Raw genomic sequence first — 26,177 nt, 5'->3', positions numbered from 1 at the left:
CTACTGGCAGATTTTCTATTTTACGGGGTGGCTCAATCAGCTACCCCTATTTTTTATGAAAGGATTGATTACATGAAGAAAATACGAAGCTATACCAGTATCTGGTCTGTGGAAAAGGTACTGTATTCTATCAATGATTTTAGACTTCCGTTTCCCATAACCTTTACGCAAATGACATGGTTTGTCGTGTCACTCTTTGCAGTGATGATACTTGGCAACTTGCCCCCTCTTTCCATGATAGAGGGAGCATTTCTCAAATACTTTGGGATTCCTGTGGCTTTCACATGGTTTATGTCTACAAAAACTTTTGATGGTAAAAAGCCTTATGGATTTTTGAAGTCTGTCATTGCTTATGCACTGCGACCAAAGCTGACCTATGCAGGAAAAAAAGTAACGCTTGGCAGAAACCAGCCACAAGAAGCCATTACAGCAGTTAGGAGTGAATTTTATGGCATATCCAATTAAATACATTGAAAACAATCTCGTCTGGAATAAAGACGGGGAATGTTATGCTTACTATGAGCTTGTTCCTTACAATTACTCATTTCTAAGTCCAGAACAGAAAATACAAGTGCATGATTCTTTCAGACAGCTTATCGCACAAAATCGTGATGGCAAAATTCATGCTTTACAAATCAGTACAGAATCCAGCATACGTTCTGCACAAGAGCGTTCCAAAAATGAAGTCACTGGCAAGCTCAAAGCGGTTGCCTATGACAAAATCGACCAACAGACAGACGCTTTAATATCCATGATTGGCGAAAATCAAGTGAACTACCGTTTCTTTATCGGCTTTAAGTTGCTTCTCAACGATCAGGAGTTTTCTATGAAAAGTCTTACCGTTGAAGCAAAAAATGCTTTGTCTGATTTTGTCTATGATGTGAACCATAAGCTGATGGGCGATTTTGTTAGTATGAGTAATGATGAAATCCTGCGTTTTCAGAAGATGGAAAAGCTCTTAGAAAATAAAATCTCTCGTCGTTTCAAAATCCGCAGGTTAGATAAGGACGACTTCGGCTATCTGATTGAACACCTTTACGGACAGACAGGCACTGCCTATGAAGAGTATGAGTACCATCTATCAAAGAAAAAGCTGGATAATGAAACGCTGATTAAATACTATGACTTGATTAAGCCTACTCGCTGTTTGGTGGAAGAAAAACAGCGATATTTGAAAATCCAGCAGGAAGATGAAACCGTCTATGTAGCTTACTTTACCATTAACAGCATTGTCGGAGAACTGGACTTCCCGTCCTCTGAAATCTTCTACTACCAGCAACAGCAATTTACATTCCCGATTGATACGTCAATGAATGTGGAAATTGTAGCGAATCGTAAAGCCCTATCTACTGTCCGCAATAAAAAGAAAGAACTGAAAGACTTGGATAACCACGCTTGGCAAAGTGATAATGAAACCAGCTCCAATGTGGCGGAAGCTCTGGAAAGTGTGAATGAGCTGGAAACCAATTTAGACCAAAGCAAGGAATCTATGTACAAGCTGTCTTATGTGGTAAGGGTATCAGCAAATGATCTTGACGAACTCAAACGTCGTTGTAATGAAGTGAAAGATTTTTATGACGATTTAAGCGTAAAACTGGTACGACCATTTGGGGATATGCTCGGCTTACATGAAGAATTTTTACCTGCCAGCAAGCGTTATATGAATGATTATATTCAATACGTGACCTCTGATTTCCTCGCTGGTTTAGGTTTTGGTGCTACTCAAATGCTGGGGGAAAATGAGGGGATTTATGTTGGCTACAGCTTAGATACTGGACGCAATGTCTATCTGAAACCTGCTCTTGCCAGTCAAGGGGTTAAGGGTTCAGTAACCAATGCGTTAGCGTCGGCTTTTGTTGGTTCGCTGGGTGGTGGTAAATCCTTTGCGAATAACCTTATCGTCTATTATGCGGTGCTTTATGGGGCACAAGCAGTGATTGTAGACCCAAAAGCAGAACGTGGCAGATGGAAAGAAACCTTGCCAGAGATTTCCCATGAAATCAATATCGTCACTCTGACTTCTGATGAGAAAAACAAAGGCTTACTTGACCCTTATGTGATTATGAAAAATCCCAAAGATTCTGAATCACTGGCTATTGATATTCTGACATTCCTTACGGGGATTTCCTCTCGTGATGGGGAACGCTTCCCAATCCTTAGAAAAGCCATTCGTGCAGTAACCAATAGTGAAGTACGAGGGTTGATGAAAGTGATTGAGGAATTACGGGTTGAGAATACGCCACTAAGTACCAGTATAGCCGACCATATCGAAAGTTTTACAGACTATGACTTTGCACATTTATTATTCAGTAATGGTTATGTGGAGCAGTCTATCAGCTTAGAAAAACAACTGAACATTATACAGGTTGCGGACTTGGTACTTCCCGACAAGGAAACTTCCTTTGAGGAATATACCACTATGGAGCTTTTATCCGTTGCTATGCTGATTGTCATTAGTACCTTTGCTTTAGACTTTATCCATACAGACCGAAGCATTTTCAAGATTGTAGATTTAGACGAAGCATGGAGCTTTTTACAGGTAGCACAAGGAAAAACACTATCTATGAAGCTGGTTCGGGCTGGTCGTGCTATGAACGCTGGGGTATATTTCGTGACCCAAAATACAGACGACCTCTTAGATGAAAAACTGAAAAATAACCTCGGCTTAAAATTTGCATTTCGTTCCACTGACCTTAACGAGATTAAAAAGACCTTAGCCTTTTTTGGTGTAGACCCAGAGGACGAAAACAATCAGAAGCGATTGCGTGATTTGGAAAACGGGCAATGCCTTATCAGTGATTTATATGGTCGTGTCGGTGTGATACAGTTCCACCCTGTATTTGAAGAACTGCTCCATGCCTTTGATACCAGACCACCTGTGCGAAAAGAGGTGTAAATGTGAAACCATCAATAGTAAACAGAATAAAATCAAACTGGACGCTGAAACGTCTAGGTAAAGTGGCAATGACAGTGGCTTTCACACTTGTGATTGCCATTTTTCTTTTAGCCATGCTGGGAACGGTGGTTCAAGCTGCGGGCTTGGTAGATGATACGGTCAATGTGGCAAATGAATACAGCCGATACCCACTTGAAAACTATCAACTGGATTTTTATGTGGATAATAGCTGGGGCTGGCTTCCGTGGAACTGGTCGGACGGGATTGGAAAACAGGTCATGTATGGACTATATGCCATTACCAATTTTATTTGGACAATCAGTTTGTATGTTTCCAATGCGACAGGTTACTTAGTACAGGAAGCCTATTCCTTAGACTTCATTTCCGCTACAGCAGATTCCATTGGTAAGAATATGCAGACCTTAGCTGGTGTGAGTGCAAACGGATTTTCAACAGAGGGTTTCTATGTTGGATTCCTCTTACTCTTGATTTTGGTTCTTGGGGTTTATGTTGCCTATACGGGACTGATAAAGAGAGAAACCACAAAGGCAATTCATGCCATTATGAATTTTGTGCTGGTGTTTATCCTATCGGCTTCCTTTATTGCCTACGCTCCCGACTACATTAAAAAAATCAATGACTTTTCATCAGACATCAGTAATGCCAGTTTATCACTTGGCACGAAGATTGTCATGCCCCATTCCGATAGTCAAGGCAAGGACAGCGTGGACTTAATCAGAGATAGCCTGTTTTCCATACAGGTTCAGCAACCGTGGCTACTGCTTCAATACAACAGTTCAGACATTGAAAGTATTGGTGCTGACCGTGTGGAAAGTCTACTTTCAACCAGTCCAGACAGTAATAATGGAGAAGACAGAGAAAAAATTGTAGCAGAAGAAATCGAAGACAGAAACAATGTGAACATGACGATTACAAAAACTATTAACCGTTTGGGTACAGTCTTCTTTCTCTTTGTATTCAATATCGGGATTTCTATATTCGTATTCCTACTAACAGGAATCATGATTTTCTCGCAGGTACTTTTTATCATCTATGCCATGTTTCTGCCTGTGAGCTTTATTTTAAGCATGATTCCGTCCTTTGATGGTATGTCAAAACGAGCCATTATCAAACTCTTTAATACCATTTTGACACGAGCTGGAATCACGCTGATTATTACGACAGCCTTTAGTATTTCAACCATGCTCTATACCTTATCGGCTGGTTATCCGTTCTTTTTGATTGCCTTTTTACAGATTGTGACCTTTGCAGGAATCTACTTCAAACTGAGCGATTTAATGAGTATGTTTTCGCTTCAAAGCAACGATTCTCAAAGTGTGGGAAGTCGTGTGATGAGAAAACCTCGTATGCTTATGCACGCTCATATGCACCGCCTACAGCGTAAACTTGGACGCTCCATGACAGCTTTAGGTGCTGGCTCTGCCATTGCCAGTGCTACAGGAAAACAAGGACAGTCGGGTAGTTCTGGTAGGACACAAGCAGATCACACCCGTCCAGACGGACAGGAAAAATCAACACTTGGAAAACGTATCGGACAAACAATCGGAGCAGTTGCTGATACCAAAGATAAAATCGTTGATTCTGCTGGTAATCTCAAAGAACAGGTTAAGGATATTCCGACCAATGCAAGATATGCAGTGTATCAAGGAAAATCCAAAGCAAAAGAAAATGTTCGTGACCTAACTTCCAGTATTTCTCAAACCAGAGCAGACAGAGCCAGCGGACGCAAGGAACAGCAGGAACAAAGACGCAAAACCATTGCAGAGCGTCGCTCTGAAATGGAACAGGTCAAACAGAAAAAACAGCCAGCTTCTTCCGTTCATGAAAGACCAGCTACTAAGCAAGAACAATCTCATGATGGACAGACCGCAAAACAATCTTCTATTCAGACTTCACGCATGGAATCTCAACAAGCCAAACAGGAGCGTCCAGCAGTTAAGTCCGATTCTTTAAGTTTAAAAGCGGAACGACAAAACCGTACTACACAAGAAAGAACAGTTCAAAAGCCAGCAACTTCAACTACACCAGCAGACAGAGCTTCACAACGTCCAGTCACAAAAGAGCGTCCGTCTACTGTTCAAAGAGTTCAAAGCCAAAACCTTAGAAATAGACCACCAATAAAATCCGCCACTATCAAGAAAGGCAGTAAGAAACCATGAAACTGAAAGCTTTAGTGATTGGTGGTTCTGGGCTATTCTTGATGGTCTTCTCACTGCTTCTGTTTGTTGCCATTTTATTTTCAGATGAACAGGACAGCGGAATTTCCAATATTCATTATGGAGGTGTGAATGTTTCCGCAGAAGTGCTGGCTCATAAGCCTATGGTAGAAAAATATGCCAAAGAATATGGCGTTGAAGAATATGTCAACATACTTCTTGCGATTATACAGGTGGAATCGGGCGGTACTGCGGAAGATGTTATGCAGTCCTCGGAATCCCTCGGTCTTCCACCTAATTCATTGAGTACAGAAGAATCCATTAAGCAAGGTGTGAAGTATTTCAGTGAATTATTAGCCAGTAGCGAAAGGCTCAGTGTAGATTTAGAATCGGTTATCCAGTCCTACAATTATGGTGGTGGTTTCTTAGGGTATGTGGCTAATCGTGGAAATAAATATACCTTTGAACTGGCTCAAAGTTTCTCAAAAGAGTATTCAGGTGGCGAAAAAGTGTCTTACCCCAATCCCATAGCCATACCTATCAATGGGGGCTGGCGATACAACTATGGCAATATGTTTTATGTGCAACTGGTAACGCAGTATCTTGTCACAACAGAGTTTGATGATGATACGGTACAAGCCATCATGGACGAAGCACTGAAATATGAGGGCTGGCGATACGTTTACGGTGGAGCTTCCCCGACTACTTCTTTTGATTGTAGCGGACTGACACAATGGACGTATGGAAAAGCTGGAATTAACTTACCACGAACCGCACAACAGCAATATGATGTGACCCAGCATATCCCACTATCGGAAGCACAAGCTGGCGATTTGGTTTTCTTTCATTCTACCTATAACGCTGGCTCTTATATTACTCATGTTGGGATATACCTTGGCAATAACCGTATGTTTCATGCAGGCGACCCAATCGGTTATGCCGACTTAACAAGCCCCTACTGGCAACAGCATTTAGTGGGAGCAGGACGAATCAAACAATGAGAAAGGAAGATTTAATGATGAAATTTAGAAAAAATCAGAATAAAGAAAAACAGATACCAAAGGAAAAGAAACCTCGTGTCTATAAGGTCAATCCTCATAAAAAGGTTGTGATTGCCTTGTGGGTACTTTTAGGGCTTAGTTTCAGCTTTGCGATATTCAAGCACTTTACAGCTATAGATACTCATACTATTCACGAAACAACTATCATAGAAAAGGAATACGTTGATACTCATCATGTAGAAAATTTTGTAGAGAACTTTGCGAAAGTCTACTATTCATGGGAGCAATCCGATAAGTCCATTGATAATCGAATGGAAAGTCTAAAAGGCTATCTGACAGATGAACTTCAAGCTCTCAATGTTGATACAGTACGCAAAGATATTCCTGTATCGTCTTCTGTAAGAGGATTTCAGATATGGACGGTAGAGCCAACTGGCGACAATGAGTTTAATGTAACCTACAGTGTAGACCAGCTCATTACAGAGGGAGAAAATACAAAGACCGTCCACTCTGCTTATATAGTGAGTGTCTATGTAGATGGTTCTGGAAATATGGTACTGGTTAAGAATCCGACCATTACCAACATACCTAAGAAATCAAGTTATAAACCAAAAGCCATTGAAAGTGAGGGGACGGTTGATTCCATTACAACCAATGAAATCAATGAGTTTTTAACGACGTTCTTCAAGCTCTATCCTACAGCGACAGCCAGTGAACTTTCCTACTATGTGAATGACGGGATATTAAAACCAATCGGAAAAGAGTACATCTTTCAAGAACTGGTAAATCCTATTCACAATCGTAAGGATAATCAAGTCACGGTATCGCTGACAGTGGAGTATATCGACCAGCAGACCAAAGCAACGCAGGTATCTCAATTTGATTTGGTACTTGAAAAGAACGGGAGTAATTGGAAGATTGTAAAATAACAAATATTGGTACATGATTACAGATACTTTGTAATCATGTACTCTTTTTGATAAAAAATTGGAGATTCCTTTACAAATATGCTCTTACGTGCTATTATTTAAGTGACTATTTAAAAGGAGTTAATAAATATGCGGCAAGGTATTCTTAAATAAACTGTCAATTTGATAGCAGGAACAAATAATTAGATGTCCTTTTTTAGGAGGGCTTAGTTTTTTGTACCCAGTTTAAGAATACCTTTATCATGTGATTCTAAAGTATCCAGAGAATATCTGTATGCTTTGTATACCTATGGTTATGCATAAAAATCCCAGTGATAAAAGTATTTATCACTGGGATTTTTATGCCCTTTTGGGTTTTTGAATGGAGGAAAATCACATGAAAATTATTAATATTGGAGTTTTAGCTCATGTTGATGCAGGAAAAACTACCTTAACAGAAAGCTTATTATATAACAGTGGAGCGATTACAGAATTAGGAAGCGTGGACAAAGGTACAACGAGGACGGATAATACGCTTTTAGAACGTCAGAGAGGAATTACAATTCAGACAGGAATAACCTCTTTTCAGTGGGAAAATACGAAGGTGAACATCATAGACACGCCAGGACATATGGATTTCTTAGCAGAAGTATATCGTTCATTATCAGTTTTAGATGGGGCAATTCTACTGATTTCTGCAAAAGATGGCGTACAAGCACAAACTCGTATATTATTTCATGCACTTAGGAAAATGGGGATTCCCACAATCTTTTTTATCAATAAGATTGACCAAAATGGAATTGATTTATCAACGGTTTATCAGGATATTAAAGAGAAACTTTCTATGGAAATTATAATCAAACAGAAAGTAGAGCTGCACCCTAATATGTGTGTGATGAGCTGTACGGAACCTGAGCAATGGGATGTGGTAATAGAAGGAAATGATGACCTTTTAGAGAAATATATGTCCGGTAAATCATTAGAAGCATTAGAACTCGAACAAGAGGAAATCAGAAGATTTCAGAATTGCTCCTTGTACCCTGTTTATCATGGAAGCGCAAAAAGCAACATAGGGATTGAGCAGCTTATAGAAGTGATAACGAATAAATTTTATTCATCAACATACAGAAAGAAGTCTGAACTTTGCGGAAATGTCTTCAAAATTGAATATTCGGAAGAAAGACAACGTCTTGCATATGTACGCCTTTATGGCGGAATCCTGCATTTGCGGGATTCGGTTAGAATATCGGAAAAGGAAAAAATAAAAATTACAGAAATGTATACTTCAATAAATGGTGAATTATGTAAAATTGATAAGGCTTATTCCGGGGAAATTGTTATTTTGCAAAATGAGTTTTTGAAGCTAAATAGTGTTCTTGGAGATACAAAGCTATTGCCACAGAGAGAGAGAATTGAAAATCCGCTCCCTCTGCTGCAAACAACTGTTGAACCGAGCAAACCTCAACAAAGGGAAATGTTACTTGATGCACTTTTAGAAATCTCCGACAGTGACCCGCTTCTACAATATTATGTGGATTCTACGACACATGAAATTATACTTTCTTTCTTAGGGAAAGTACAAATGGAAGTGATTAGTGCACTGTTGCAAGAAAAGTATCATGTGGAGATAGAACTAAAAGAGCCTACAGTCATTTATATGGAGAGACCGTTAAAAAATGCAGAATATACCATTCACATCGAAGTGCCGCCAAATCCTTTCTGGGCTTCCATTGGTTTATCTGTATCACCGCTTCCGTTGGGAAGTGGAATGCAGTATGAGAGCTCGGTTTCTCTTGGATACTTAAATCAATCATTTCAAAATGCAGTTATGGAAGGGATACGCTATGGTTGCGAACAAGGATTATATGGTTGGAATGTGACGGATTGTAAAATCTGTTTTAAGTATGGCTTATACTATAGCCCTGTTAGTACCCCAGCAGATTTTCGGATGCTTGCTCCTATTGTATTGGAACAAGTCTTAAAAAAAGCTGGAACAGAATTGTTAGAGCCATATCTTAGTTTTAAAATTTATGCGCCACAGGAATATCTTTCACGAGCATACAACGATGCTCCTAAATATTGTGCGAACATCGTAGACACTCAATTGAAAAATAATGAGGTCATTCTTAGTGGAGAAATCCCTGCTCGGTGTATTCAAGAATATCGTAGTGATTTAACTTTCTTTACAAATGGACGTAGTGTTTGTTTAACAGAGTTAAAAGGGTACCATGTTACTACCGGTGAACCTGTTTGCCAGCCCCGTCGTCCAAATAGTCGGATAGATAAAGTACGATATATGTTCAATAAAATAACTTAGTGTATTTTATGTTGTTATATAAATATGGTTTCTTGTTAAATAAGATGAAATATTTTTTAATAAAGATTTGAATTAAAGTGTAAAGGAGGAATTAATTATGAAGTGAAATGAATGTAACAGGGTTCAATTAAAAGAGGGAAGCGTATCATTAACCCTATAAACTACGTCTGCCCTCATTATTGGAGGGTGAAATGTGAATACATCCTATTCACAATCGAATTTACGACACAACCAAATTTTAATTTGGCTTTGCATTTTATCTTTTTTTAGCGTATTAAATGAAATGGTTTTGAACGTCTCATTACCTGATATTGCAAATGATTTTAATAAACCACCTGCGAGTACAAACTGGGTGAACACAGCCTTTATGTTAACCTTTTCCATTGGAACAGCTGTATATGGAAAGCTATCTGATCAATTAGGCATCAAAAGGTTACTCCTATTTGGAATTATAATAAATTGTTTCGGGTCGGTAATTGGGTTTGTTGGCCATTCTTTCTTTTCCTTACTTATTATGGCTCGTTTTATTCAAGGGGCTGGTGCAGCTGCATTTCCAGCACTCGTAATGGTTGTAGTTGCGCGCTATATTCCAAAGGAAAATAGGGGTAAAGCATTTGGTCTTATTGGATCGATAGTAGCCATGGGAGAAGGAGTCGGTCCAGCGATTGGTGGAATGATAGCCCATTATATTCATTGGTCCTATCTTCTACTCATTCCTATGATAACAATTATCACTGTTCCGTTTCTTATGAAATTATTAAAGAAAGAAGTAAGGATAAAAGGTCATTTTGATATCAAAGGAATTATACTAATGTCTGTAGGCATTGTATTTTTTATGTTGTTTACAACATCATATAGCATTTCTTTTCTTATCGTTAGCGTGCTGTCATTCCTGATATTTGTAAAACATATCAGGAAAGTAACAGATCCTTTTGTTGATCCCGGATTAGGGAAAAATATACCTTTTATGATTGGAGTTCTTTGTGGGGGAATTATATTTGGAACAGTAGCAGGGTTTGTCTCTATGGTTCCTTATATGATGAAAGATGTTCACCAGCTAAGTACTGCCGAAATCGGAAGTGTAATTATTTTCCCTGGAACAATGAGTGTCATTATTTTCGGCTACATTGGTGGGATACTTGTTGATAGAAGAGGTCCTTTATACGTGTTAAACATCGGAGTTACATTTCTTTCTGTTAGCTTTTTAACTGCTTCCTTTCTTTTAGAAACAACATCATGGTTCATGACAATTATAATCGTATTTGTTTTAGGTGGGCTTTCGTTCACCAAAACAGTTATATCAACAATTGTTTCAAGTAGCTTGAAACAGCAGGAAGCTGGTGCTGGAATGAGTTTGCTTAACTTTACCAGCTTTTTATCAGAGGGAACAGGTATTGCAATTGTAGGTGGTTTATTATCCATACCCTTACTTGATCAAAGGTTGTTACCTATGGAAGTTGATCAGTCAACTTATCTGTATAGTAATTTGTTATTACTTTTTTCAGGAATCATTGTCATTAGTTGGCTGGTTACCTTGAATGTATATAAACATTCTCAAAGGGATTTCTAAATCGTTAAGGGATCAACTTTGGGAGAGAGTTCAAAATTGATCCTTTTTTTATAACAGGAATTCAAATCTTTTTGTTCCATTAAAGGGCGCGATTGCTGAATAAAAGATACGAGAGACCTCTCTTGTATCTTTTTTATTTTGAGTGGTTTTGTCCGTTACACTAGAAAACCGAAAGACAATAAAAATTTTATTCTTGCTGAGTCTGGCTTTCGGTAAGCTAGACAAAACGGACAAAATAAAAATTGGCAAGGGTTTAAAGGTGGAGATTTTTTGAGTGATCTTCTCAAAAAATACTACCTGTCCCTTGCTGATTTTTAAACGAGCACGAGAGCAAAACCCCCCTTTGCTGAGGTGGCAGAGGGCAGGTTTTTTTGTTTCTTTTTTCTCGTAAAAAAAAGAAAGGTCTTAAAGGTTTTATGGTTTTGGTCGGCACTGCCGACAGCCTCGCAGAGCACACACTTTATGAATATAAAGTATAGTGTGTTATACTTTACTTGGAAGTGGTTGCCGGAAAGAGCGAAAATGCCTCACATTTGTGCCACCTAAAAAGGAGCGATTTACATATGAGTTATGCAGTTTGTAGAATGCAAAAAGTGAAATCAGCTGGACTAAAAGGCATGCAATTTCATAATCAAAGAGAGCGAAAAAGTAGAACGAATGATGATATTGACCATGAGCGAACACGTGAAAATTATGATTTGAAAAATGATAAAAATATTGATTACAACGAACGTGTCAAAGAAATTATTGAATCACAAAAAACAGGTACAAGAAAAACGAGGAAAGATGCTGTTCTTGTAAATGAGTTGCTAGTAACATCTGACCGAGATTTTTTTGAGCAACTGGATCCAGGAGAACAAAAACGATTTTTTGAGGAAAGTTATAAATTATTTTCCGAACGATATGGCAAGCAAAATATTGCTTATGCAACAGTTCATAATGATGAGCAAACCCCTCACATGCATTTAGGTGTTGTGCCTATGCGTGATGGAAAACTGCAAGGAAAAAATGTGTTTAATCGTCAAGAACTGTTATGGCTACAAGATAAATTCCCCGAGCATATGAAAAAACAGGGTTTTGAGTTGAAGCGTGGTGAACGTGGCTCTGACCGTAAACATATTGAGACAGCTAAATTTAAAAAACAAACTTTGGAAAAAGAGATTGATTTTCTAGAAAAAAATTTAGCAGTTAAAAAAGATGAATGGACTGCTTATAGCGATAAAGTTAAATCAGATTTAGAAGTACCAGCGAAACGACACATGAAAAGTGTTGAAGTGCCAACGGGTGAAAAGTCCATGTTTGGTTTGGGAAAAGAAATAATGAAAACAGAAAAGAAACCAACCAAAAATGTTGTTATATCGGAGCGTGATTATAAAAACTTAGTGACTGCTGCGAGAGATAACGATAGGTTAAAACAGCATGTTAGAAATCTCATGAGTACTGATATGGCGAGAGAATATAAAAAATTAAGTAAAGAACATGGGCAAGTTAAAGAAAAATATAGTGGTCTTGTAGAGCGATTTAATGAAAATGTAAATGATTATAATGAGTTGCTTGAAGAAAACAAGTCTTTAAAGTCTAAAATAAGCGATTTAAAGCGTGATGTGAGTTTAATCTATGAAAGCACTAAGGAATTCCTTAAGGAACGTACAGACGGCTTAAAAGCCTTTAAAAACGTTTTTAAGGGGTTTGTAGACAAGGTAAAGGATAAAACAGCACAATTCCAAGAAAAACACGATTTAGAACCTAAAAAGAACGAATTTGAACTAACTCATAACCGAGAGGTAAAAAAAGAACGAAGTCGAGATCAGGGAATGAGTTTATAAAATAAAAAAAGCACCTGAAAAGGTGTCTTTTTTTGATGGTTTTGAACTTGTTCTTTCTTATCTTGATAGAGTTGACAAAGAAAAATATGGGATAATGACTGCTGATTTTGAAGAATTAACTTCCTTTTATGCAAAAAGTTATGAATGGATACTTGAAAACTTAGATTTCGTCATTGGATTAAACAATGTAGCTGTAAGAGGTAATTATAATTCGTTCAAAAAAGAAAACAAAACGTATGAAGATTATCTTAAACTTTTTAAGGGTAACAAATTAGGTTGGATGATTAAAGATGAACCATTTAGTTTACTGATTCAGAGTTTAGATTCAAAGAAAAGAAATGCTATACAGCATTTTGATAGTGAAATTGACTATGTCACGCAGAAAATAGTATTTAGAGATAGAGATAATATTCAAAGTATGTATCTCATTGATTTTGCTTCGCTTTGTATTGATAACTTTGAATTAATGTTTTATATATTAGAATTGGTGTATAACTTGAGAAAAATCCACTACCTAAAGCAACACTTTGTCCCCCATTTTAAGGAATTTTCGTTGCCTGATACTCCACGAACACAAACAAAGCCAGAAAAAGTAGGAAGAAATTCTCCTTGTCCATGTGGTAGTGGGAAAAAATATAAGAAGTGTTGCTTAAAATAATCATTTCACTTTAGCTAATAACTTCCTTCTTTATTCTATAAATAGTTTGTCTAGTCACATTGTAGTCTTTAGCAATCTTTGAAATAGCAACACCATTCTCAAGATCCTCAACGATGCTTTTATAAACAAGGCGACGTTGGGGATCTTTTGTGTCTGCGCTGTATAACTTAGGACGTCCTTTATAAACGCCATTCGCTTTAGCAATCTTGATTCCTTGTGCCTGACGTCGTTTAGATTCTGTACGTTCCTGCTCGGCAATCATGGCCAATATCTGAATAATCAAATCTTTAATAAATTTATCCAGGAGAGGATTTCCAATTGCTTCAGCCATGATTGGTAAACTAGTGATAATTAGTTGCACATTTTTCTTTTTGAGATAATTGACTGAGTCAATGATTTCGTCATAATTTCTGCCTAATCGATCGATTGCCTCGACAATAAAAATATCTTGTTCTCGGACAAAATTTAAAGCTTCCTGGAAAATCGGTCGATGAGTGATCGTTGCTCCAGATTGTTTCTCGATGAAAATTTTTTCTGCACCGAACTTTTTCATTTCTGCAATTTGTCGTTGTTCATTTTGATCAATCGATGATACTCGAATATAAGCAACTTTCAATTTTTTACCTACTTTCTCGATCTATTTAAAATACACCCTAATCATACACTTAGAAACTAGATTTTTCAATGATCGACTAGTGTCTATTTAGGGTACACTACCTTGAAAAAGTAAGAAAACACCTAGGTTTCATTTAGGTGTTTCCACATTTTTTTCTTCTATTTTATTAAGGTAACGATAAATAGTTGTTCGAGAAACATTCCACCGTTCAGCAATTGTTTTGATAGGTGTTCCGCTATCAACTAATGTTTTCAGTAAGTCTAAGTCTTGCTTCGTTAATTTTTCAGGACGACCGCCAAAACGTCCTCTTGCACGAGCAGCTGCTCGTCCTGCTGCAGATCGTTCCAATATTAAGTTGCGTTCAAATTCTGCAAACGCAGCGAAAAGGTGAAACATAAGTTGACCAGTGGAGCTAGATTTATCCATTGTGATATTTTCTTGAAGACTATGGAAACTTACACCACGTTCATTCAATCGATTGACGATCGAAATCAGATCTTCCATATTTCTTCCTAGACGATCTAAACGCCAAACTACGAGAGTATCTCCAGAACGAACAAAATCTATGGCCATTTCTAATCCTGGTCGATTACTTTTTGCTCCACTCATATGATCGGTAAAAATTTTCTCACAACCAAATTTTTTTAAACTATCTTCTTGTAAATCTAAATTTTGTAATCCAGTAGACACTCGAGCGTATCCTATTTTCAAATAATCACTCCTTATTAAAATCTATTGTACCATAACTTTATTTTTATGGTTTAAATGAACATAGATTGATTTATGGGTTTATGAACACTAAAAGTATAGAAAAATTTAAATTTAAGGTGAAAAAATGAAGTGTCCATAAACGGGTGATTTTCTGGACACTTCATCTCGATCACCCTAATGTATCATTTAGGTTTAGAAAGTATCAAAGAGGTAAAATCACGAGGTGGTATCTGTATTGCCAAATTCTTATTATAGAATTTGATAATACTTAATTTATGTTCTAAAAAAGTTCTTCGATTTTTTTACAAAAAGAAAAAGCGAAGAACTTTTTAAGATATAATAGTAGTAAATATATCTACTGTTAGGAAGGAGAAAAACGGTTTGAAAAAAATAGATTTGCATATCCATACGATTAGCACTGTCAGTGATTCTAAAAAATTTTTATTCTCCATAGAAAAATTAAAAGAATATGTATCAACCAGGAACCTTGATGCCATAGCTATTACAAATCATAATATTTTTGATATTGATCAATTTGATCAAATCCAACAAGAATTAACTATTCCTGTTTTCCCTGGTGTTGAGGTTGATCTTGAAAATGGTCATATTTTAGTCATATCAGATAATTGTCTGTTCAATATCCAAGATTTTTCAGAAAAATGTAAAAAACTAGGTTCCTATATTAAAGATCAAAACTCGACCTTAACATTGGAAGAATTTTATAGTGTTTTTCCAAGAAAAGAACTAAAAAAATATCTATTGATTCCTCATTATATGAAATCACCAGAAATCTCTGACTCTGTGATTAAGGATTTGTCTCAACATTCTAAAATTACTACCGGAGAAACAAGTTCTGTTCGAAAATTTGTGGAACTTTTAAACAAAGAAGACGACCTTATACCAGTTTTTTTTAGTGATCAGCGTATGTCTGAAGACCTTGTAAATCATAGTATGCAGCAAACATACATCAATGTCTCTGAAATAAACTTTGCCGCTTTAAAATATACTTTATCTGACAAATCAAAGGTTGCCTTGTCTTTGAAAGAGGGAAAGGATCTTTTTAACTTAACCGAAAAAGTCGTAGCTTCTACGGGATTAAACGTTTTGATAGGTGAACGTTCATCAGGTAAGACCCATTTGTTAAATGAGATAGCTGAATCAACAAGTAATACAAAGTATATCAGACAATTTGAGTTAGTTGAACGAAGTGACGATGAATCAAAAGAGAACTTTAATCGACAACTCTTAAGAGATGAAAGTCTATTTACAGAAAACTTCCTAAAAGAATTTAAGGATATTTTAACACTTGTTCTTCCTATTGATCCGAAACAATCAGAATCTAATGTGAATAAATATTTACGCTCATTGATTAAGAACGCCGAAAGCACTGAAAAAAAGGATTCTTTTGCTAAAGCTAAATTATTCTCAGAGACACCTTATAAACCGAAATCTTTGGACACGCTGGACGAATTGATAAAATCTATCCAAATTCTTATTGATAATCAAGAATATTCGAGTATCATTTTTGAAGAATTACCTCAGGAGTCATTGATAAAACTCCTAAATCGATTAGTCGGTGAATATAGAAAAATCTACCTGAGTAATTTTATTAAGGAGAAGTCAAATTCATTAATTGCAGATATACAAGGGGCTTTACAACTCAAAACTAGGATTCAACGAGTATTTGATATAGATTTTTCCGATATTGCAAAGGAAACTCTAATGATCAATGAGTTCAATAACATAACAAAAGAACTACAAAAAGATAAGATCTTGGACGAAACTGAAATTTACGATTTTACAATCAGAAAATCCAAACGACCTTTTAAAGGTGCCCAAGAAGTGCTGAACATTATTAAAAAGCAAACTTCCTTTATTGAAGTCTTTAAATTTTATGATCACCCATTTGACTACCTACAAGCTTTAAAAAACAAAGATGTTTTAGAACATTCTGATTTTGTAAAATACTTTGTTAAAATACAAATTGAGATATTAAACAAAGATTTGAATCCCGTTTCTGGGGGGCAACGAGCAGAATATAATTTTCTCAGAAAAATAGAAGATTCACTCAAATACGATCTACTCCTTATTGATGAACCTGAGTCTTCTTTTGATAATATGTTTTTAAACAACAAAATAAATACAGTTCTACAAGAAATCTCTAAACATATTCCTGTTTTTGTCTCAACACATAATAATACAATTGGCGCATCTATAAAACCTGATTTTATTTTGCATACTCAAAGAACTTTAGTACTTGACGAGCCCGTATTTAACATATATTACGGCTATCCTACTGATAAAAAATTGTACGCATCTAACGGTCTTTCCGTAAACAATCTGTCTGTACAATTGAATTGCCTGGAAGCAGGCGAACAAACATACAAAACAAGGAGAGATACTTATGAAATACTTGAAAATTGATGACAATAAAGGTTACTTTTTAAGAGAAAATGCTTGGGTGCCAATTGATCAAATCATCAAAGAAGATATCTTCGAATTAATTTCTCTAGCCGTTTTACCCAAAGACGGAACTACATTTGAAATGGATGAATTTTCAGAAGAAAAGCTACAACATGGAGTTCATAAAATTATTTACAAGAGTATTCATGATAAACTATTTGAACTAATTAAAGATAAAGAAAATATCCAAGATAGTGTAAATCAACAATTTGCGTCTGCATTACAAAAGTATTCGACGAACTAATTGATTCATAAAATGATTAAATCTTTGCAGGTACCAGTAAAAAGCTTAATACTCACTAAGCACATAAATAACGAGAACCTAAAAATTAGACTAAAAATCTAGTTTAAAAGTTGGGATTAGTATGGTAACCCAGATAAAAATAAAGGTAAATTAAGTAACCGAATCTTTGAAGCAACAAGAAAAAAATCACTCAAAAATAGTTGAGTGATTTTTTTCTTGTATACAGATTTATAGTTTGTGCCAATTAAAAATTAAATTTTTTGTCATTTAAAAATAAAAATGACAACTTGGGTTTCTAAGAGGTCAACAGAGTTGGGCAACATGATTTTAAAAATGATCCAAATTTTTGAATTTTAAAGGAGTTTTTTTCTATGGCCAAAATTGGATATGCTCGAGTAAGCAGTATTGATCAAAATTTAGATCGACAATTAGAATTGTTATCAAAGTGTGATAAAATTTTTACTGACAAGGCAAGTGGGAAAGATACTAATCGTGAAGGATTTCAAGAAATGATGAAATTCATACGTGAAGGTGATATTGTAGTTGTGACAGAATTAAAACGTCTTGGTCGAAATAATAAAGAGCTAACAGAAACAATGAATTTAATTCAGCTGAAGAAAGCGACACTGGAAGTTTTGAATTTACCAGCTTTAACAGGAATTATGGATGATAACTTGCGTCGATTACTTAATAATTTAATTATTGAGTTATATAAGTACCAGGCTGAAGAGGAAAGAAAGTATATCAGAGAAACACAGAAGCAAGGAATTGCGCTTGCTAAAGCAAAAGGGAAATATAAAGGAGGAAAACCAAAGTATCGAGAAAATGATCCTCGTCTTCAGCTGGCTTTTAAATTATTTTTGGATGGTTGTACAGATAAAGAGGTTGAGCAACAAACTGGAATTAACAGAAGGACGTTTAGAAGATACCGTATGAAGTATGGTATTACAAGAAAAAAAGAGAAAGATGAATCACAAAACTATCCGAAGTTTGACCAAAAAGAGTTTTGAATGAGCGATATAACATTCATTAGAATTGATTAATACAGTAGACTTAGTAGAAAAAAGGAGAAGAAAGCTCATGAATGAATTAGTAGTTGAGATAAAGGATTTAATTTCTTCAAAAACAGAAGGTGGTTATTGGGATTTTAAACGTAGTTGGCACAAAGACGATGTATCATTATTGCATGATATAATTTGTTTTTCTAACAATTTAGAAAATCGCGATTGTTATATAATAATTGGAGTAGATGAAAATGATGATTTCTCCTACTATCCTTTGGATAATGATACACACAGAAAAAATAATAATGAATTAGTAACTTTTTTAAGAGATAAAAAGTTTACCGGGGGAATAAGACCAACTGTAATTTTAAAGCATTTGGAAGTTAATGGTAATAATTTAGATGTAATAATAGTAAAAAACACTTTAAATACTCCATATACTTTAGATGAAGATTTTCCTTCTAATAAAAATAATAAAAAATTAAGAGCAAGATATGTTTATACTAGAATCAATGATGCTAATACACCAAAAGATAAAAATGCTGATTTAGACAAAGTAGAATATCTATGGCGTAAGAGGTTTGGAGTATATTTAGATATAAGTGAGAAGTTAAATATATATTTGTCTGAAATTGACAATTGGATATATGATGATAGCTTAGCGAAGTGTTACTATAAGTTTGATCCATTATTTACAATAAAAATAAATGATACCGATGAAGGAGAAGGAAGACAATTATTTTGGAATAAGCTATTTACAGATGATCGAAATTTCCGGTGGGAACAATTTACTATTTATTATGCCAACGTTGAATTGTATCAAAATTTTGTTTCATATCTTGACGGTTCCCGCCATTTAATTGCAATTCCTAAATCTAAATTAGTTTACAGAAACCATTATGCTGATAAAAAGAAGGTATATTTTTATGAACAAGACTCTATTCAATATAAAGTAAATAATATCTTAATAAAAAATTATGCTGATGGTACAGAGAGTAATTATCTATTATCTGTTCTCGATGAATTTGTGATCACGTTTAGTGACAGTAATATTAGTAGTGATTTCTTTAATTATTTAAATACTAATATGGAAATATTTGATTCATGTTCTTATCCTGAAGAAATTCTAAGGAATCATTATCAATTAGATTCTTATGAAAACAAGGAATTTGTTAATGCAAAAAAAATAAAATGGATATTTGAAAATAAATATTCAAAAAATTGATTGATTACTAGAGTAGAGGGAAAAAGAATGAATTGTAAAAATATAAAGTGGATTATTTATGGATCTTTTGTCGGGATAATAATTGTATTTATCATATTGCTAGGTGTATATAATATAGGGGATGGTTGGCTAGGTTTTTGGGGTGGTATTTTAGGATCTGGCTTAGGAGTAGTAGGGGCAGTCTTTATATTAAATAAACAAATTAAGCAGGATAAGAAATCTAAAATAGATAATACTTTTTTTAACCTTTTAGATATGTTTAATCAGTTAAAAGAAAGAACCGTTAATGAGGAATTGTTTATTAATTATTATGCTGACTTACAGAAATATGCAGTATTGCAGATAAAAGAAATAGGTACTAAAAAAGTTTTGAATAATCAAGATGTAGTAAGGAATTTAAAAGAACTTTATTTATTATATATTGAAGAAATAAAAATGAGATTAGAAAGTAAAAATATTGATGTAAGCGAAATTCCTGATAATTTGGATTGGAAAATAGGATATCTAATAAATCAATTGAGTCTATTCTTTCCAAACAAAACAAATGATGAGTTGAAAGAATTTCATTTTATTAGTGTAGATTTAACTAACGCAGCAGTTCAATTACCGCCTTTAATTGAGCGGATCAAAAGTGAACACTATAACAGTAATTATTCATATTCATTAATATCAGAGTTAAAAAGCATATATACGACGGCTGAAAATCTTAACATTGGAGACGAAATTAGAAAGCAGTTGCAACCAGTAATAATAGAAATATCAAAGTATGAAAATACAAATGATTTTTCTCTGATCTCGTCGAATGAAGATAGAGAAATAATAGTTACGAAAGTTTCTGATATTTACTATTCTAGATTAGTCTCTTATTTCAAATTAACGCATAGAATAATAAAATATATAAACGATAATGTGGACGATCCAACTGAAAAGAATGAATATATTGGTTTTTTTAGATCAACAATGGATGAAACAGAAATGTTAGTTATTTTTTATAATTCATTTTTTAGTGAAAAAGGAGAAGGGTTAAGCCATCAATTATCCAAAATTCCTTTTTTCGGTAAACCTGGAGAACTTGGAGAAAATGATGGATTTGTGCAACATTTCAATAGACAAAAATTATTGTGGCCGGAAGAAGATTTAGAGATCATGAGAAGTTATGAATAAGCAAAAACAACTTTCTTATTGAAAGTTGTTTTTGCTTATTTAGGGTACACTCTAAAGTTACAATTTTATGAGAATTTCAAAATTTTCGTATATTTATATTTACGTATATTTAAATATGCTATATAATTTAAATATAGAAGAAAAAGGAAGTGTATATCAGTATGAATATTATAGATATAAATAAAATAAAAGAACTGATTGAATCAGATATATCTTCTTATGAAATTGAAAAAATTACTGGGGTTAGTAGAGTAACTTTGTCGAAATATCGAAGTGGCTCCGCAGATATAATGAATATGTCTTTACAAAAAGCTTTAGAACTAAATAAATTTTGGGAGGAATATCAAATGACTACAAAAAAAGAAAAAATCGAGGATTATTTAGAAAATTATTCGAAAACAATGAGTACATCGATGGATGAAATGTTTGATTTATTTAAAACGGATGTTCGTGAATTGTCACAAGAATATAAAAAAGGTGAAGCTTATGTCTACACTGTCAAAGAATTAAGAGAAGAATGCGAAGAAAATGACGATCAAGAAAGATTATTACAATTAAAAGGCCATAAAGATGACGAAATTGTGATAGATACAATAAACGGATATATGTATTTTTGTTAGGGATGACAAATATAGGTAGAGATCTTATTTCTTTGGAAAATAAGCGAAATAAAGAATGGACAATCATTGCCTTGAATCATTTTTCAAAAGAGCTAGTTGGTTTTTTATCTGAAGAAGCTTCAGAGGATAATCTACAATTTACTCAAAGAAGAGATGAGCTAGGATTATTTACAGAGATTGAAGTAAATAGAATCATTAAAGAAATTAATCGGTTAAATAAAAAAGAGAATATGATCCATAAAACTTTTGAAAAAAATGGTAATGAAGATTGGTTATCCGGAAAGTACTTTGATTTTAAAAAGTCTAAAGTCGAATTTGAGTAACCAAAGCTAAATTAAGGTGAAATCTCAATTTCGTGTGTCCATATGAAGATTCTAAGACATTTTACAAGTTTGTTGACCTACAATTGGTTTACTAGTTCTCTGAGATCAAATAAGTAGAATACCTATTAGTCAGACAATTAGTCTGACTTTTTTGCTATTTTAGATTGTTCCCCTTTACAAACGGGAACATATGTTTGTATAATCGTTTTGAAATGGGGGAGAACGTTATGCTTGATTACTCGAAAGAGCCAGTAAATGATTACTTTTTGATTGATATGAAAAGCTTTTACTCAAGCGTTGAGTGTATCGAGAGAAATTTAGATCCATTGACAACTGAATTAGTCGTCATGAGTCGTGCTGACAACACTGGATCAGGGTTGATTTTAGCTTCTTCACCAGCTGCGAAGAAGAAGTATGGTATTTCTAATGTCAGTAGACCAAGAGATTTACCACAACCATTTCCTAAAAGCCTGTATGTTGTTCCGCCACGTATGAATCTTTATATTAGGAGAAACATGCAGGTAAACAATATCTTTAGAAAATATGTAGCAGACGAAGATTTATTGATCTATTCGATCGATGAATCGATTTTAAAAGTGACCAGATCACTGAATCTTTTTACAACTGAAGGAACACGAAGTCAACGTAGAAAGAAGTTAGCTCAAATGATCCAGGAGAATATTAAAGAAGAGCTAGGATTGATTGCTACGGTAGGAATTGGCGATAATCCAGTTTTGGCTAAACTTGCGTTAGATAATGAAGCAAAGCACAATAAAGGGTTTGTTGCAGAATGGACGTACCAGAATGTACCAGAAAAGATTTGGTCAATTCCTAAAATGACTGATTTTTGGGGCATTGGATCACGAATGGAAAAAAGACTGAAGAAAATGGGAATTATGAGTATTAGAGACCTGGCTAACTGGAATCCATATATTATCAAGAGCCGTTTAGGTGTAATCGGTTTACAGCTATACTTCCATGCTAATGGGATCGATCGAACAGATATAGCAATCCCACCAGAACCGACAAAGGAAAAATCATATGGAAATTCACAAGTGTTACCACGAGATTATACTAGAAGAAATGAAATCGAGCTGGTGGTAAAAGAAATGGCGGAACAAGTAGCGATACGCATTAGGCAGCATAACTGTAAAACAGGTTGTGTCCATTTACACATTGGCACGTCGATCTTAGAAACGAGACCAGGGTTTTCACACCAGATGAAGATCCCTATAACAGATAATACAAAGGAATTGCAGAATTATTGTCTTTTCTTGTTTGATAAGTATTATGAAGGACAAGAAGTAAGGCACGTTGGAATAACCTATAGCAAGCTTGTGTACACCGATTCGCTTCAGCTGGATTTATTTAGTGATCCACAAAAGCAAATTGACGAAGAAAAATTAGATAAAATTATTGACAAGATTCGGCAAAAATATGGTTTTACGTCAATTGTACACGCTTCTTCAATATTAGAAGGCGCTAGAAGCATTACTAGAAGCACACTTGTTGGTGGGCATGCAGGAGGGAATGGGGGGCTAAAAAATGATAGAGTATAATGATCGTGGAAGACTTAAATGGGCAGGATTCTATTTGTCCGACCACACGGAAGTGATCGATGCGGAAAATGCGGAACGTTCCAATCATAATTTAGCAAAAGAACAAATGACGACTGAAGAGATTTCGGAAGTATTGAACGCTGCTGTCATTAAGAGAAAAATTGTTTGTATCCAGAAAGAAGAAAGAGACTCTGAAGGATATTATCCAGACGATATTATCGGGCAAATAAGAGGATATGATGAATTAGGAATATTTGTGGGAAATCATAAAGTTCACTATGGTGAAGTACGCCATGTTGAAATCCAGGAGTTAGATAAATGGAGTCAGCTATAAATATCATTCAACAGTACGAATGGCACTATATTTGCTATGAAGAATTATTAGAAGAAATTTGGGGATATGGGCAACAACTAATTAACCAAGTGGGACTTGATTGCTTTACTTTTTATGTGGAAGCTAGTGCAGAGTATCATAGTTTACAATACTATATTGCACCTTATGAAAAGAGTTAGAAGAGGACTTAGAGAGAAATCATACATTGCTAACGAACATTACAACAAATTAAAGTAGAAATAAAGTTAAGAAGTATGATAACATATTATTGCGTTTGCAATAATATAAGAAAGTAGGCTTACACACGATGTCTATCAATACTTTTGTTTACTCGCATCCAATTAATGTTTACATTATCAAGTATCTAGGAATAACTGTAGAGCAGTTTTGTGAGTTATATGACTACCCTCAAGGTACGGTTGCAAGCTGGGTTACTCGACAACGTAGAATCAAATCACTACCTGCTTCATTCATTTATGATTTAAGCCTTGCAGCAAGCTTAAACATGTCTGATATCTATGAAAAATTATTGATACTAGAAAATGAATACGATCAATTTAATTTCAAACAGCAACAGAAAAAGAAGAAACACATAGATTAATACTGAAATGAAAAATATCATATATGGTTAAAAAGGAGATTTTTCTCCTTTTTAACCATATATCTCTTTAAATACTTAATAAAAATCTATTTTAATAAATAAAATACGAAAGGGGAAAAAGAGAAAAATCTCTTTTTCTCTTTTTAATTAATGAATTTCTCTTTTTGAATATTGGTAATTATTCTTTGAGCACGTTCGTCATAATTATTTTTTAGATAGAATTCTGCCATTTGCCTTACTGTTTCATATTCTTTAGTACCGTCAAAATCACTAAATATTTCGATTAGACTTTTTATATCAGGATCTATCTTAATTGTTCTTCTATCTTTAGCAGTCCACTCTTTTTTGTTTTTCTCAGTAGATCCTGCATTATCTTCATTATTAATTCTGGGAGTTTCTACAATCCTTTCTACTTTAGGACGTTCTTTTTTTTCACGCTTAGTGAGTGCCATTTCTTTTCCTCCTTACGCTAATTCGAATTGTGCTAAATCTAATTCTCTTGATAGCTTAGTCAACTTGTTTCCGTTCAAATATTTTGGAGAATAAATGTAGTCTTCAGGTATATCTCCATATTGTTCGAATAATTGAATTCTCTCTTCAATTTCGGTAAATATATCAGCAAAAAGTGCAAATACCTTCCTATCATGATAATCGACAACTGAAACACCGTATTCTGGATATTCTTCTAAACGTTTTTGATTATTGACTATTGCATTAAATGTGAAATTCTCGCCAAATGCTTCCTTTGTATTTTTGATAATTGACTCATGTAATTCTCTTTTTGGTTGAAGTAAAAATGGCAGCAAGCCTAATACTTCACCTTTAAAATCATTACCGAAATCGTCAATCAACGTTTGTAAATATTCATTGATAATATCTAGTGAACCTTCGAAAGAGTAAGTCTTAGTTTCCTGAGTAATAACAAAATAATCTGCACATACCATCGCATTATCTACTTTGATATCAGTACTAGGACCAACGTCTATCCAAATATAGTCATAATCATATTTAATCGTTTCTAATATATTGGAAAAATGAAATGTTCTTTTTTTCTTATACATTGGGTCATTTTCTTTTGGATAAAGATCTTCTAATAAATCACCAAAATCAGCCATATCACGCCCCCCAGCAATCATATAAAGATTGTCTGTAAGCTTAACTGTTGCTTTAGTTAAAGCTTCTTTATCCCCATTCGAATAATCCTTAATAGATTGATAAATGGTTGCTGGAAAATTTTTATTAAATGTCTTCCCAATTAAACTTGTTGCATTTGCTTGTATATCCCAATCAATTATAAGAACTTTTCTATTAAATTGAGGATTTGGAAGTGTTGCAACTAATGCTTCTTCTGTTGTAGATGTAGTTTTACCAACCCCGCCTTTTTGATTGGCATTAATTATTGTAGTTCCTTTTCTTTTCATACTTAGCCTCCTATAAAATGTATTTTTTCTCCTAAAATCATTTTATCATGGTTAAAGATTTAAATCTATAGTAAAATGTAATTAGGAGAAATTTTCCAATTTATTATTATTGTTAAGCAAAATAATTAAAAAGGGGTTTTTTCTCTTTTTCTCTTTTTCTCCTTTTTCAGAAGTACGTCAATACATTAGGAGAAAAATCTCTTTTTCTCTTTTTCTCTTTTATCTAAACAGCTATTATATAGCAATCCTATAAAGAGAAAAGTCTCTTTTTCTCTTTTTCTCTTAAGAGATTTTTCTCCTAATTATTATTACTAGATAGCACCTATAACCAAGGAGTAATTTCTCTTTTTCTCTTTTTCCCCCAAAATCTTTTTTGCTTTATACCGTTTACAATTAATAGATTAACCAAGTATAGTTAATATGATTAACGCGAAAAGAAAGAAATATATATAGAACCGAGGAGATTTAAATGCAAGAATTTAATTTTATCACTGCTCAAGAAACATATCGTGCGCTATATTATCAACTACCAAAAGTCC

The 26,177-nt window shown here is 34.5% G+C and carries 24 protein-coding genes and 2 pseudogenes; 22 read left to right on the top strand and 4 right to left on the bottom strand.

What is annotated here, in order from left to right:
• Positions 1 to 72: 72 nt before the first annotated feature.
• From AB3H93_RS12055 to AB3H93_RS12005, 11 genes and pseudogenes are all read left to right on the top strand, one after another.
• Complete coding sequence (locus tag AB3H93_RS12055) at positions 73 to 465, top strand: conjugal transfer protein (RefSeq protein WP_000723888.1); 393 nt, start codon at positions 73 to 75, stop codon at positions 463 to 465.
• Positions 449 to 2,896, top strand: coding sequence for an ATP-binding protein (locus tag AB3H93_RS12050; RefSeq protein WP_000331160.1), 2,448 nt, complete (start codon positions 449 to 451; stop codon positions 2,894 to 2,896). Before AB3H93_RS12055 ends, AB3H93_RS12050 begins: the two co-directional genes overlap by 17 nt.
• 2 nt (positions 2,897 to 2,898) lie before the next feature.
• Positions 2,899 to 5,076, top strand: a complete 2,178-nt coding sequence (locus AB3H93_RS12045) for a CD3337/EF1877 family mobilome membrane protein (RefSeq protein ID WP_001574271.1) — start codon at positions 2,899 to 2,901, stop codon at positions 5,074 to 5,076.
• Positions 5,073 to 6,074: a lysozyme family protein gene (locus AB3H93_RS12040; protein ID WP_001574272.1), complete on the top strand. Its 1,002-nt coding sequence runs from the start codon at positions 5,073 to 5,075 to the stop codon at positions 6,072 to 6,074. Before AB3H93_RS12045 ends, AB3H93_RS12040 begins: the two co-directional genes overlap by 4 nt.
• Entirely contained in the window at positions 6,071 to 7,003 is a 933-nt protein-coding gene (locus tag AB3H93_RS12035) for a conjugal transfer protein (protein WP_001224319.1), read from the top strand. The genes AB3H93_RS12040 and AB3H93_RS12035 overlap by 4 nt, the downstream gene beginning before the upstream one ends.
• A gap of 313 nt (positions 7,004 to 7,316) precedes the next feature.
• Positions 7,317 to 7,364: pseudogene (locus AB3H93_RS12030) on the top strand (hypothetical protein); the annotation flags it as partial.
• A 15-nt stretch (positions 7,365 to 7,379) separates the two neighbouring features.
• Positions 7,380 to 9,299 carry a tetracycline resistance ribosomal protection protein Tet(M) gene (gene tet(M), locus AB3H93_RS12025; RefSeq protein WP_001574275.1) on the top strand — a complete coding sequence of 640 codons (1,920 nt, stop codon included), beginning with the start codon at positions 7,380 to 7,382 and terminating at the stop codon, positions 9,297 to 9,299.
• Positions 9,300 to 9,405: 106 nt separating this feature from the next.
• A pseudogene (locus tag AB3H93_RS12020) lies at positions 9,406 to 9,459 on the top strand (tetracycline resistance efflux system leader peptide); the annotation flags it as partial.
• Between the two features lie 33 nt (positions 9,460 to 9,492).
• Complete coding sequence (gene tet(L), locus AB3H93_RS12015) at positions 9,493 to 10,869, top strand: tetracycline efflux MFS transporter Tet(L) (RefSeq protein WP_001574277.1); 1,377 nt, start codon at positions 9,493 to 9,495, stop codon at positions 10,867 to 10,869.
• Positions 10,870 to 11,432: 563 nt separating this feature from the next.
• Positions 11,433 to 12,695 carry a MobV family relaxase gene (gene mobV, locus AB3H93_RS12010; RefSeq protein ID WP_000119405.1) on the top strand — a complete coding sequence of 421 codons (1,263 nt, stop codon included), beginning with the start codon at positions 11,433 to 11,435 and terminating at the stop codon, positions 12,693 to 12,695.
• Positions 12,696 to 12,717: 22 nt separating this feature from the next.
• Positions 12,718 to 13,353 carry a YecA family protein gene (locus tag AB3H93_RS12005; RefSeq protein ID WP_225479000.1) on the top strand — a complete coding sequence of 212 codons (636 nt, stop codon included), beginning with the start codon at positions 12,718 to 12,720 and terminating at the stop codon, positions 13,351 to 13,353.
• A 10-nt stretch (positions 13,354 to 13,363) separates the two neighbouring features.
• On the opposite strand, the gene AB3H93_RS12000 is transcribed toward AB3H93_RS12005, so the two are convergent.
• Positions 13,364 to 13,969: a recombinase family protein gene (locus AB3H93_RS12000; RefSeq protein WP_104875308.1), complete on the bottom strand. Its 606-nt coding sequence runs from the start codon at positions 13,967 to 13,969 to the stop codon at positions 13,364 to 13,366.
• A gap of 129 nt (positions 13,970 to 14,098) precedes the next feature.
• Complete coding sequence (locus AB3H93_RS11995) at positions 14,099 to 14,680, bottom strand: recombinase family protein (RefSeq protein WP_081115433.1); 582 nt, start codon at positions 14,678 to 14,680, stop codon at positions 14,099 to 14,101.
• A 381-nt stretch (positions 14,681 to 15,061) separates the two neighbouring features.
• Between AB3H93_RS11995 and AB3H93_RS11990 the strand changes: the two genes are divergently transcribed.
• From AB3H93_RS11990 to AB3H93_RS11940, 11 genes are all read left to right on the top strand, one after another.
• Positions 15,062 to 17,104 (top strand): histidinol-phosphatase, encoded by a 2,043-nt coding sequence (locus tag AB3H93_RS11990; protein ID WP_081115432.1) that lies wholly within the window; start codon positions 15,062 to 15,064, stop codon positions 17,102 to 17,104.
• Positions 17,085 to 17,387, top strand: coding sequence for a hypothetical protein (locus tag AB3H93_RS11985; protein WP_002367825.1), 303 nt, complete (start codon positions 17,085 to 17,087; stop codon positions 17,385 to 17,387). Before AB3H93_RS11990 ends, AB3H93_RS11985 begins: the two co-directional genes overlap by 20 nt.
• 371 nt (positions 17,388 to 17,758) lie before the next feature.
• The gene (locus tag AB3H93_RS11980) at positions 17,759 to 18,397 is read left to right on the top strand and encodes a recombinase family protein (RefSeq protein WP_081115431.1); all 639 of its coding nucleotides are present in this window, start codon (positions 17,759 to 17,761) and stop codon (positions 18,395 to 18,397) included.
• A gap of 70 nt (positions 18,398 to 18,467) precedes the next feature.
• Positions 18,468 to 19,616, top strand: coding sequence for a helix-turn-helix domain-containing protein (locus tag AB3H93_RS11975; RefSeq protein WP_081115430.1), 1,149 nt, complete (start codon positions 18,468 to 18,470; stop codon positions 19,614 to 19,616).
• Positions 19,617 to 19,643: 27 nt separating this feature from the next.
• Positions 19,644 to 20,780, top strand: coding sequence for a putative phage abortive infection protein (locus AB3H93_RS11970; protein WP_225479001.1), 1,137 nt, complete (start codon positions 19,644 to 19,646; stop codon positions 20,778 to 20,780).
• 161 nt (positions 20,781 to 20,941) lie between these two features.
• The gene (locus AB3H93_RS11965) at positions 20,942 to 21,400 is read left to right on the top strand and encodes a hypothetical protein (RefSeq protein ID WP_081115429.1); all 459 of its coding nucleotides are present in this window, start codon (positions 20,942 to 20,944) and stop codon (positions 21,398 to 21,400) included.
• A gap of 2 nt (positions 21,401 to 21,402) precedes the next feature.
• Positions 21,403 to 21,723, top strand: a complete 321-nt coding sequence (locus AB3H93_RS11960; protein ID WP_081115447.1) for a hypothetical protein — start codon at positions 21,403 to 21,405, stop codon at positions 21,721 to 21,723.
• A gap of 227 nt (positions 21,724 to 21,950) precedes the next feature.
• Positions 21,951 to 23,282: a Y-family DNA polymerase gene (locus tag AB3H93_RS11955; RefSeq protein WP_172896485.1), complete on the top strand. Its 1,332-nt coding sequence runs from the start codon at positions 21,951 to 21,953 to the stop codon at positions 23,280 to 23,282.
• Complete coding sequence (locus AB3H93_RS11950; RefSeq protein WP_081115427.1) at positions 23,269 to 23,616, top strand: hypothetical protein; 348 nt, start codon at positions 23,269 to 23,271, stop codon at positions 23,614 to 23,616. Before AB3H93_RS11955 ends, AB3H93_RS11950 begins: the two co-directional genes overlap by 14 nt.
• Positions 23,613 to 23,795 carry a hypothetical protein gene (locus AB3H93_RS11945; protein WP_081115446.1) on the top strand — a complete coding sequence of 61 codons (183 nt, stop codon included), beginning with the start codon at positions 23,613 to 23,615 and terminating at the stop codon, positions 23,793 to 23,795. The genes AB3H93_RS11950 and AB3H93_RS11945 overlap by 4 nt, the downstream gene beginning before the upstream one ends.
• A gap of 128 nt (positions 23,796 to 23,923) precedes the next feature.
• Complete coding sequence (locus tag AB3H93_RS11940) at positions 23,924 to 24,217, top strand: type III secretion system protein PrgN (protein WP_081115426.1); 294 nt, start codon at positions 23,924 to 23,926, stop codon at positions 24,215 to 24,217.
• A gap of 143 nt (positions 24,218 to 24,360) precedes the next feature.
• On the opposite strand, the gene AB3H93_RS11935 is transcribed toward AB3H93_RS11940, so the two are convergent.
• Entirely contained in the window at positions 24,361 to 24,669 is a 309-nt protein-coding gene (locus AB3H93_RS11935; protein ID WP_081115425.1) for a hypothetical protein, read from the bottom strand.
• Between the two features lie 12 nt (positions 24,670 to 24,681).
• The gene (locus AB3H93_RS11930; protein WP_081115424.1) at positions 24,682 to 25,638 is read right to left on the bottom strand and encodes a ParA family protein; all 957 of its coding nucleotides are present in this window, start codon (positions 25,636 to 25,638) and stop codon (positions 24,682 to 24,684) included.
• Positions 25,639 to 26,177: the final 539 nt, after the last annotated feature.

This window comes from Enterococcus sp. C74 (genome assembly GCF_040887125.1).
GTDB classification, from domain to species: Bacteria; Bacillota; Bacilli; order Lactobacillales; family Enterococcaceae; genus Enterococcus_B; species Enterococcus_B hirae.
Note: the sequence above shows the minus strand (reverse complement) of the source record. Positions and strands in the feature narration are given on the sequence as shown.

Excerpts from the sequence above, each read along its gene's own strand:
- AB3H93_RS11935 (WP_081115425.1), bottom strand. The coding sequence starts at position 24,669 with ATGGCACTCACTAAGCGTGAAAAAAAAGAACGTCCTAAAGTAGAAAGG.
- AB3H93_RS11960 (WP_081115447.1), top strand. The coding sequence starts at position 21,403 with ATGACAAATATAGGTAGAGATCTTATTTCTTTGGAAAATAAGCGAAAT.
- AB3H93_RS11975 (WP_081115430.1), top strand. The coding sequence starts at position 18,468 with ATGAATGAATTAGTAGTTGAGATAAAGGATTTAATTTCTTCAAAAACA.
- AB3H93_RS11930 (WP_081115424.1), bottom strand. The coding sequence starts at position 25,638 with ATGAAAAGAAAAGGAACTACAATAATTAATGCCAATCAAAAAGGCGGG.
- AB3H93_RS11955 (WP_172896485.1), top strand. The coding sequence starts at position 21,951 with ATGCTTGATTACTCGAAAGAGCCAGTAAATGATTACTTTTTGATTGAT.
- mobV (WP_000119405.1), top strand. The coding sequence starts at position 11,433 with ATGAGTTATGCAGTTTGTAGAATGCAAAAAGTGAAATCAGCTGGACTA.
- AB3H93_RS11980 (WP_081115431.1), top strand. The coding sequence starts at position 17,759 with ATGGCCAAAATTGGATATGCTCGAGTAAGCAGTATTGATCAAAATTTA.
- AB3H93_RS12035 (WP_001224319.1), top strand. The coding sequence starts at position 6,071 with ATGAGAAAGGAAGATTTAATGATGAAATTTAGAAAAAATCAGAATAAA.
- AB3H93_RS11965 (WP_081115429.1), top strand. The coding sequence starts at position 20,942 with ATGAATATTATAGATATAAATAAAATAAAAGAACTGATTGAATCAGAT.
- AB3H93_RS11940 (WP_081115426.1), top strand. The coding sequence starts at position 23,924 with ATGTCTATCAATACTTTTGTTTACTCGCATCCAATTAATGTTTACATT.
- AB3H93_RS11950 (WP_081115427.1), top strand. The coding sequence starts at position 23,269 with ATGATAGAGTATAATGATCGTGGAAGACTTAAATGGGCAGGATTCTAT.
- AB3H93_RS12050 (WP_000331160.1), top strand. The coding sequence starts at position 449 with ATGGCATATCCAATTAAATACATTGAAAACAATCTCGTCTGGAATAAA.
- AB3H93_RS12055 (WP_000723888.1), top strand. The coding sequence starts at position 73 with ATGAAGAAAATACGAAGCTATACCAGTATCTGGTCTGTGGAAAAGGTA.
- AB3H93_RS11970 (WP_225479001.1), top strand. The coding sequence starts at position 19,644 with ATGAATTGTAAAAATATAAAGTGGATTATTTATGGATCTTTTGTCGGG.
- AB3H93_RS12040 (WP_001574272.1), top strand. The coding sequence starts at position 5,073 with ATGAAACTGAAAGCTTTAGTGATTGGTGGTTCTGGGCTATTCTTGATG.
- AB3H93_RS11985 (WP_002367825.1), top strand. The coding sequence starts at position 17,085 with ATGAAATACTTGAAAATTGATGACAATAAAGGTTACTTTTTAAGAGAA.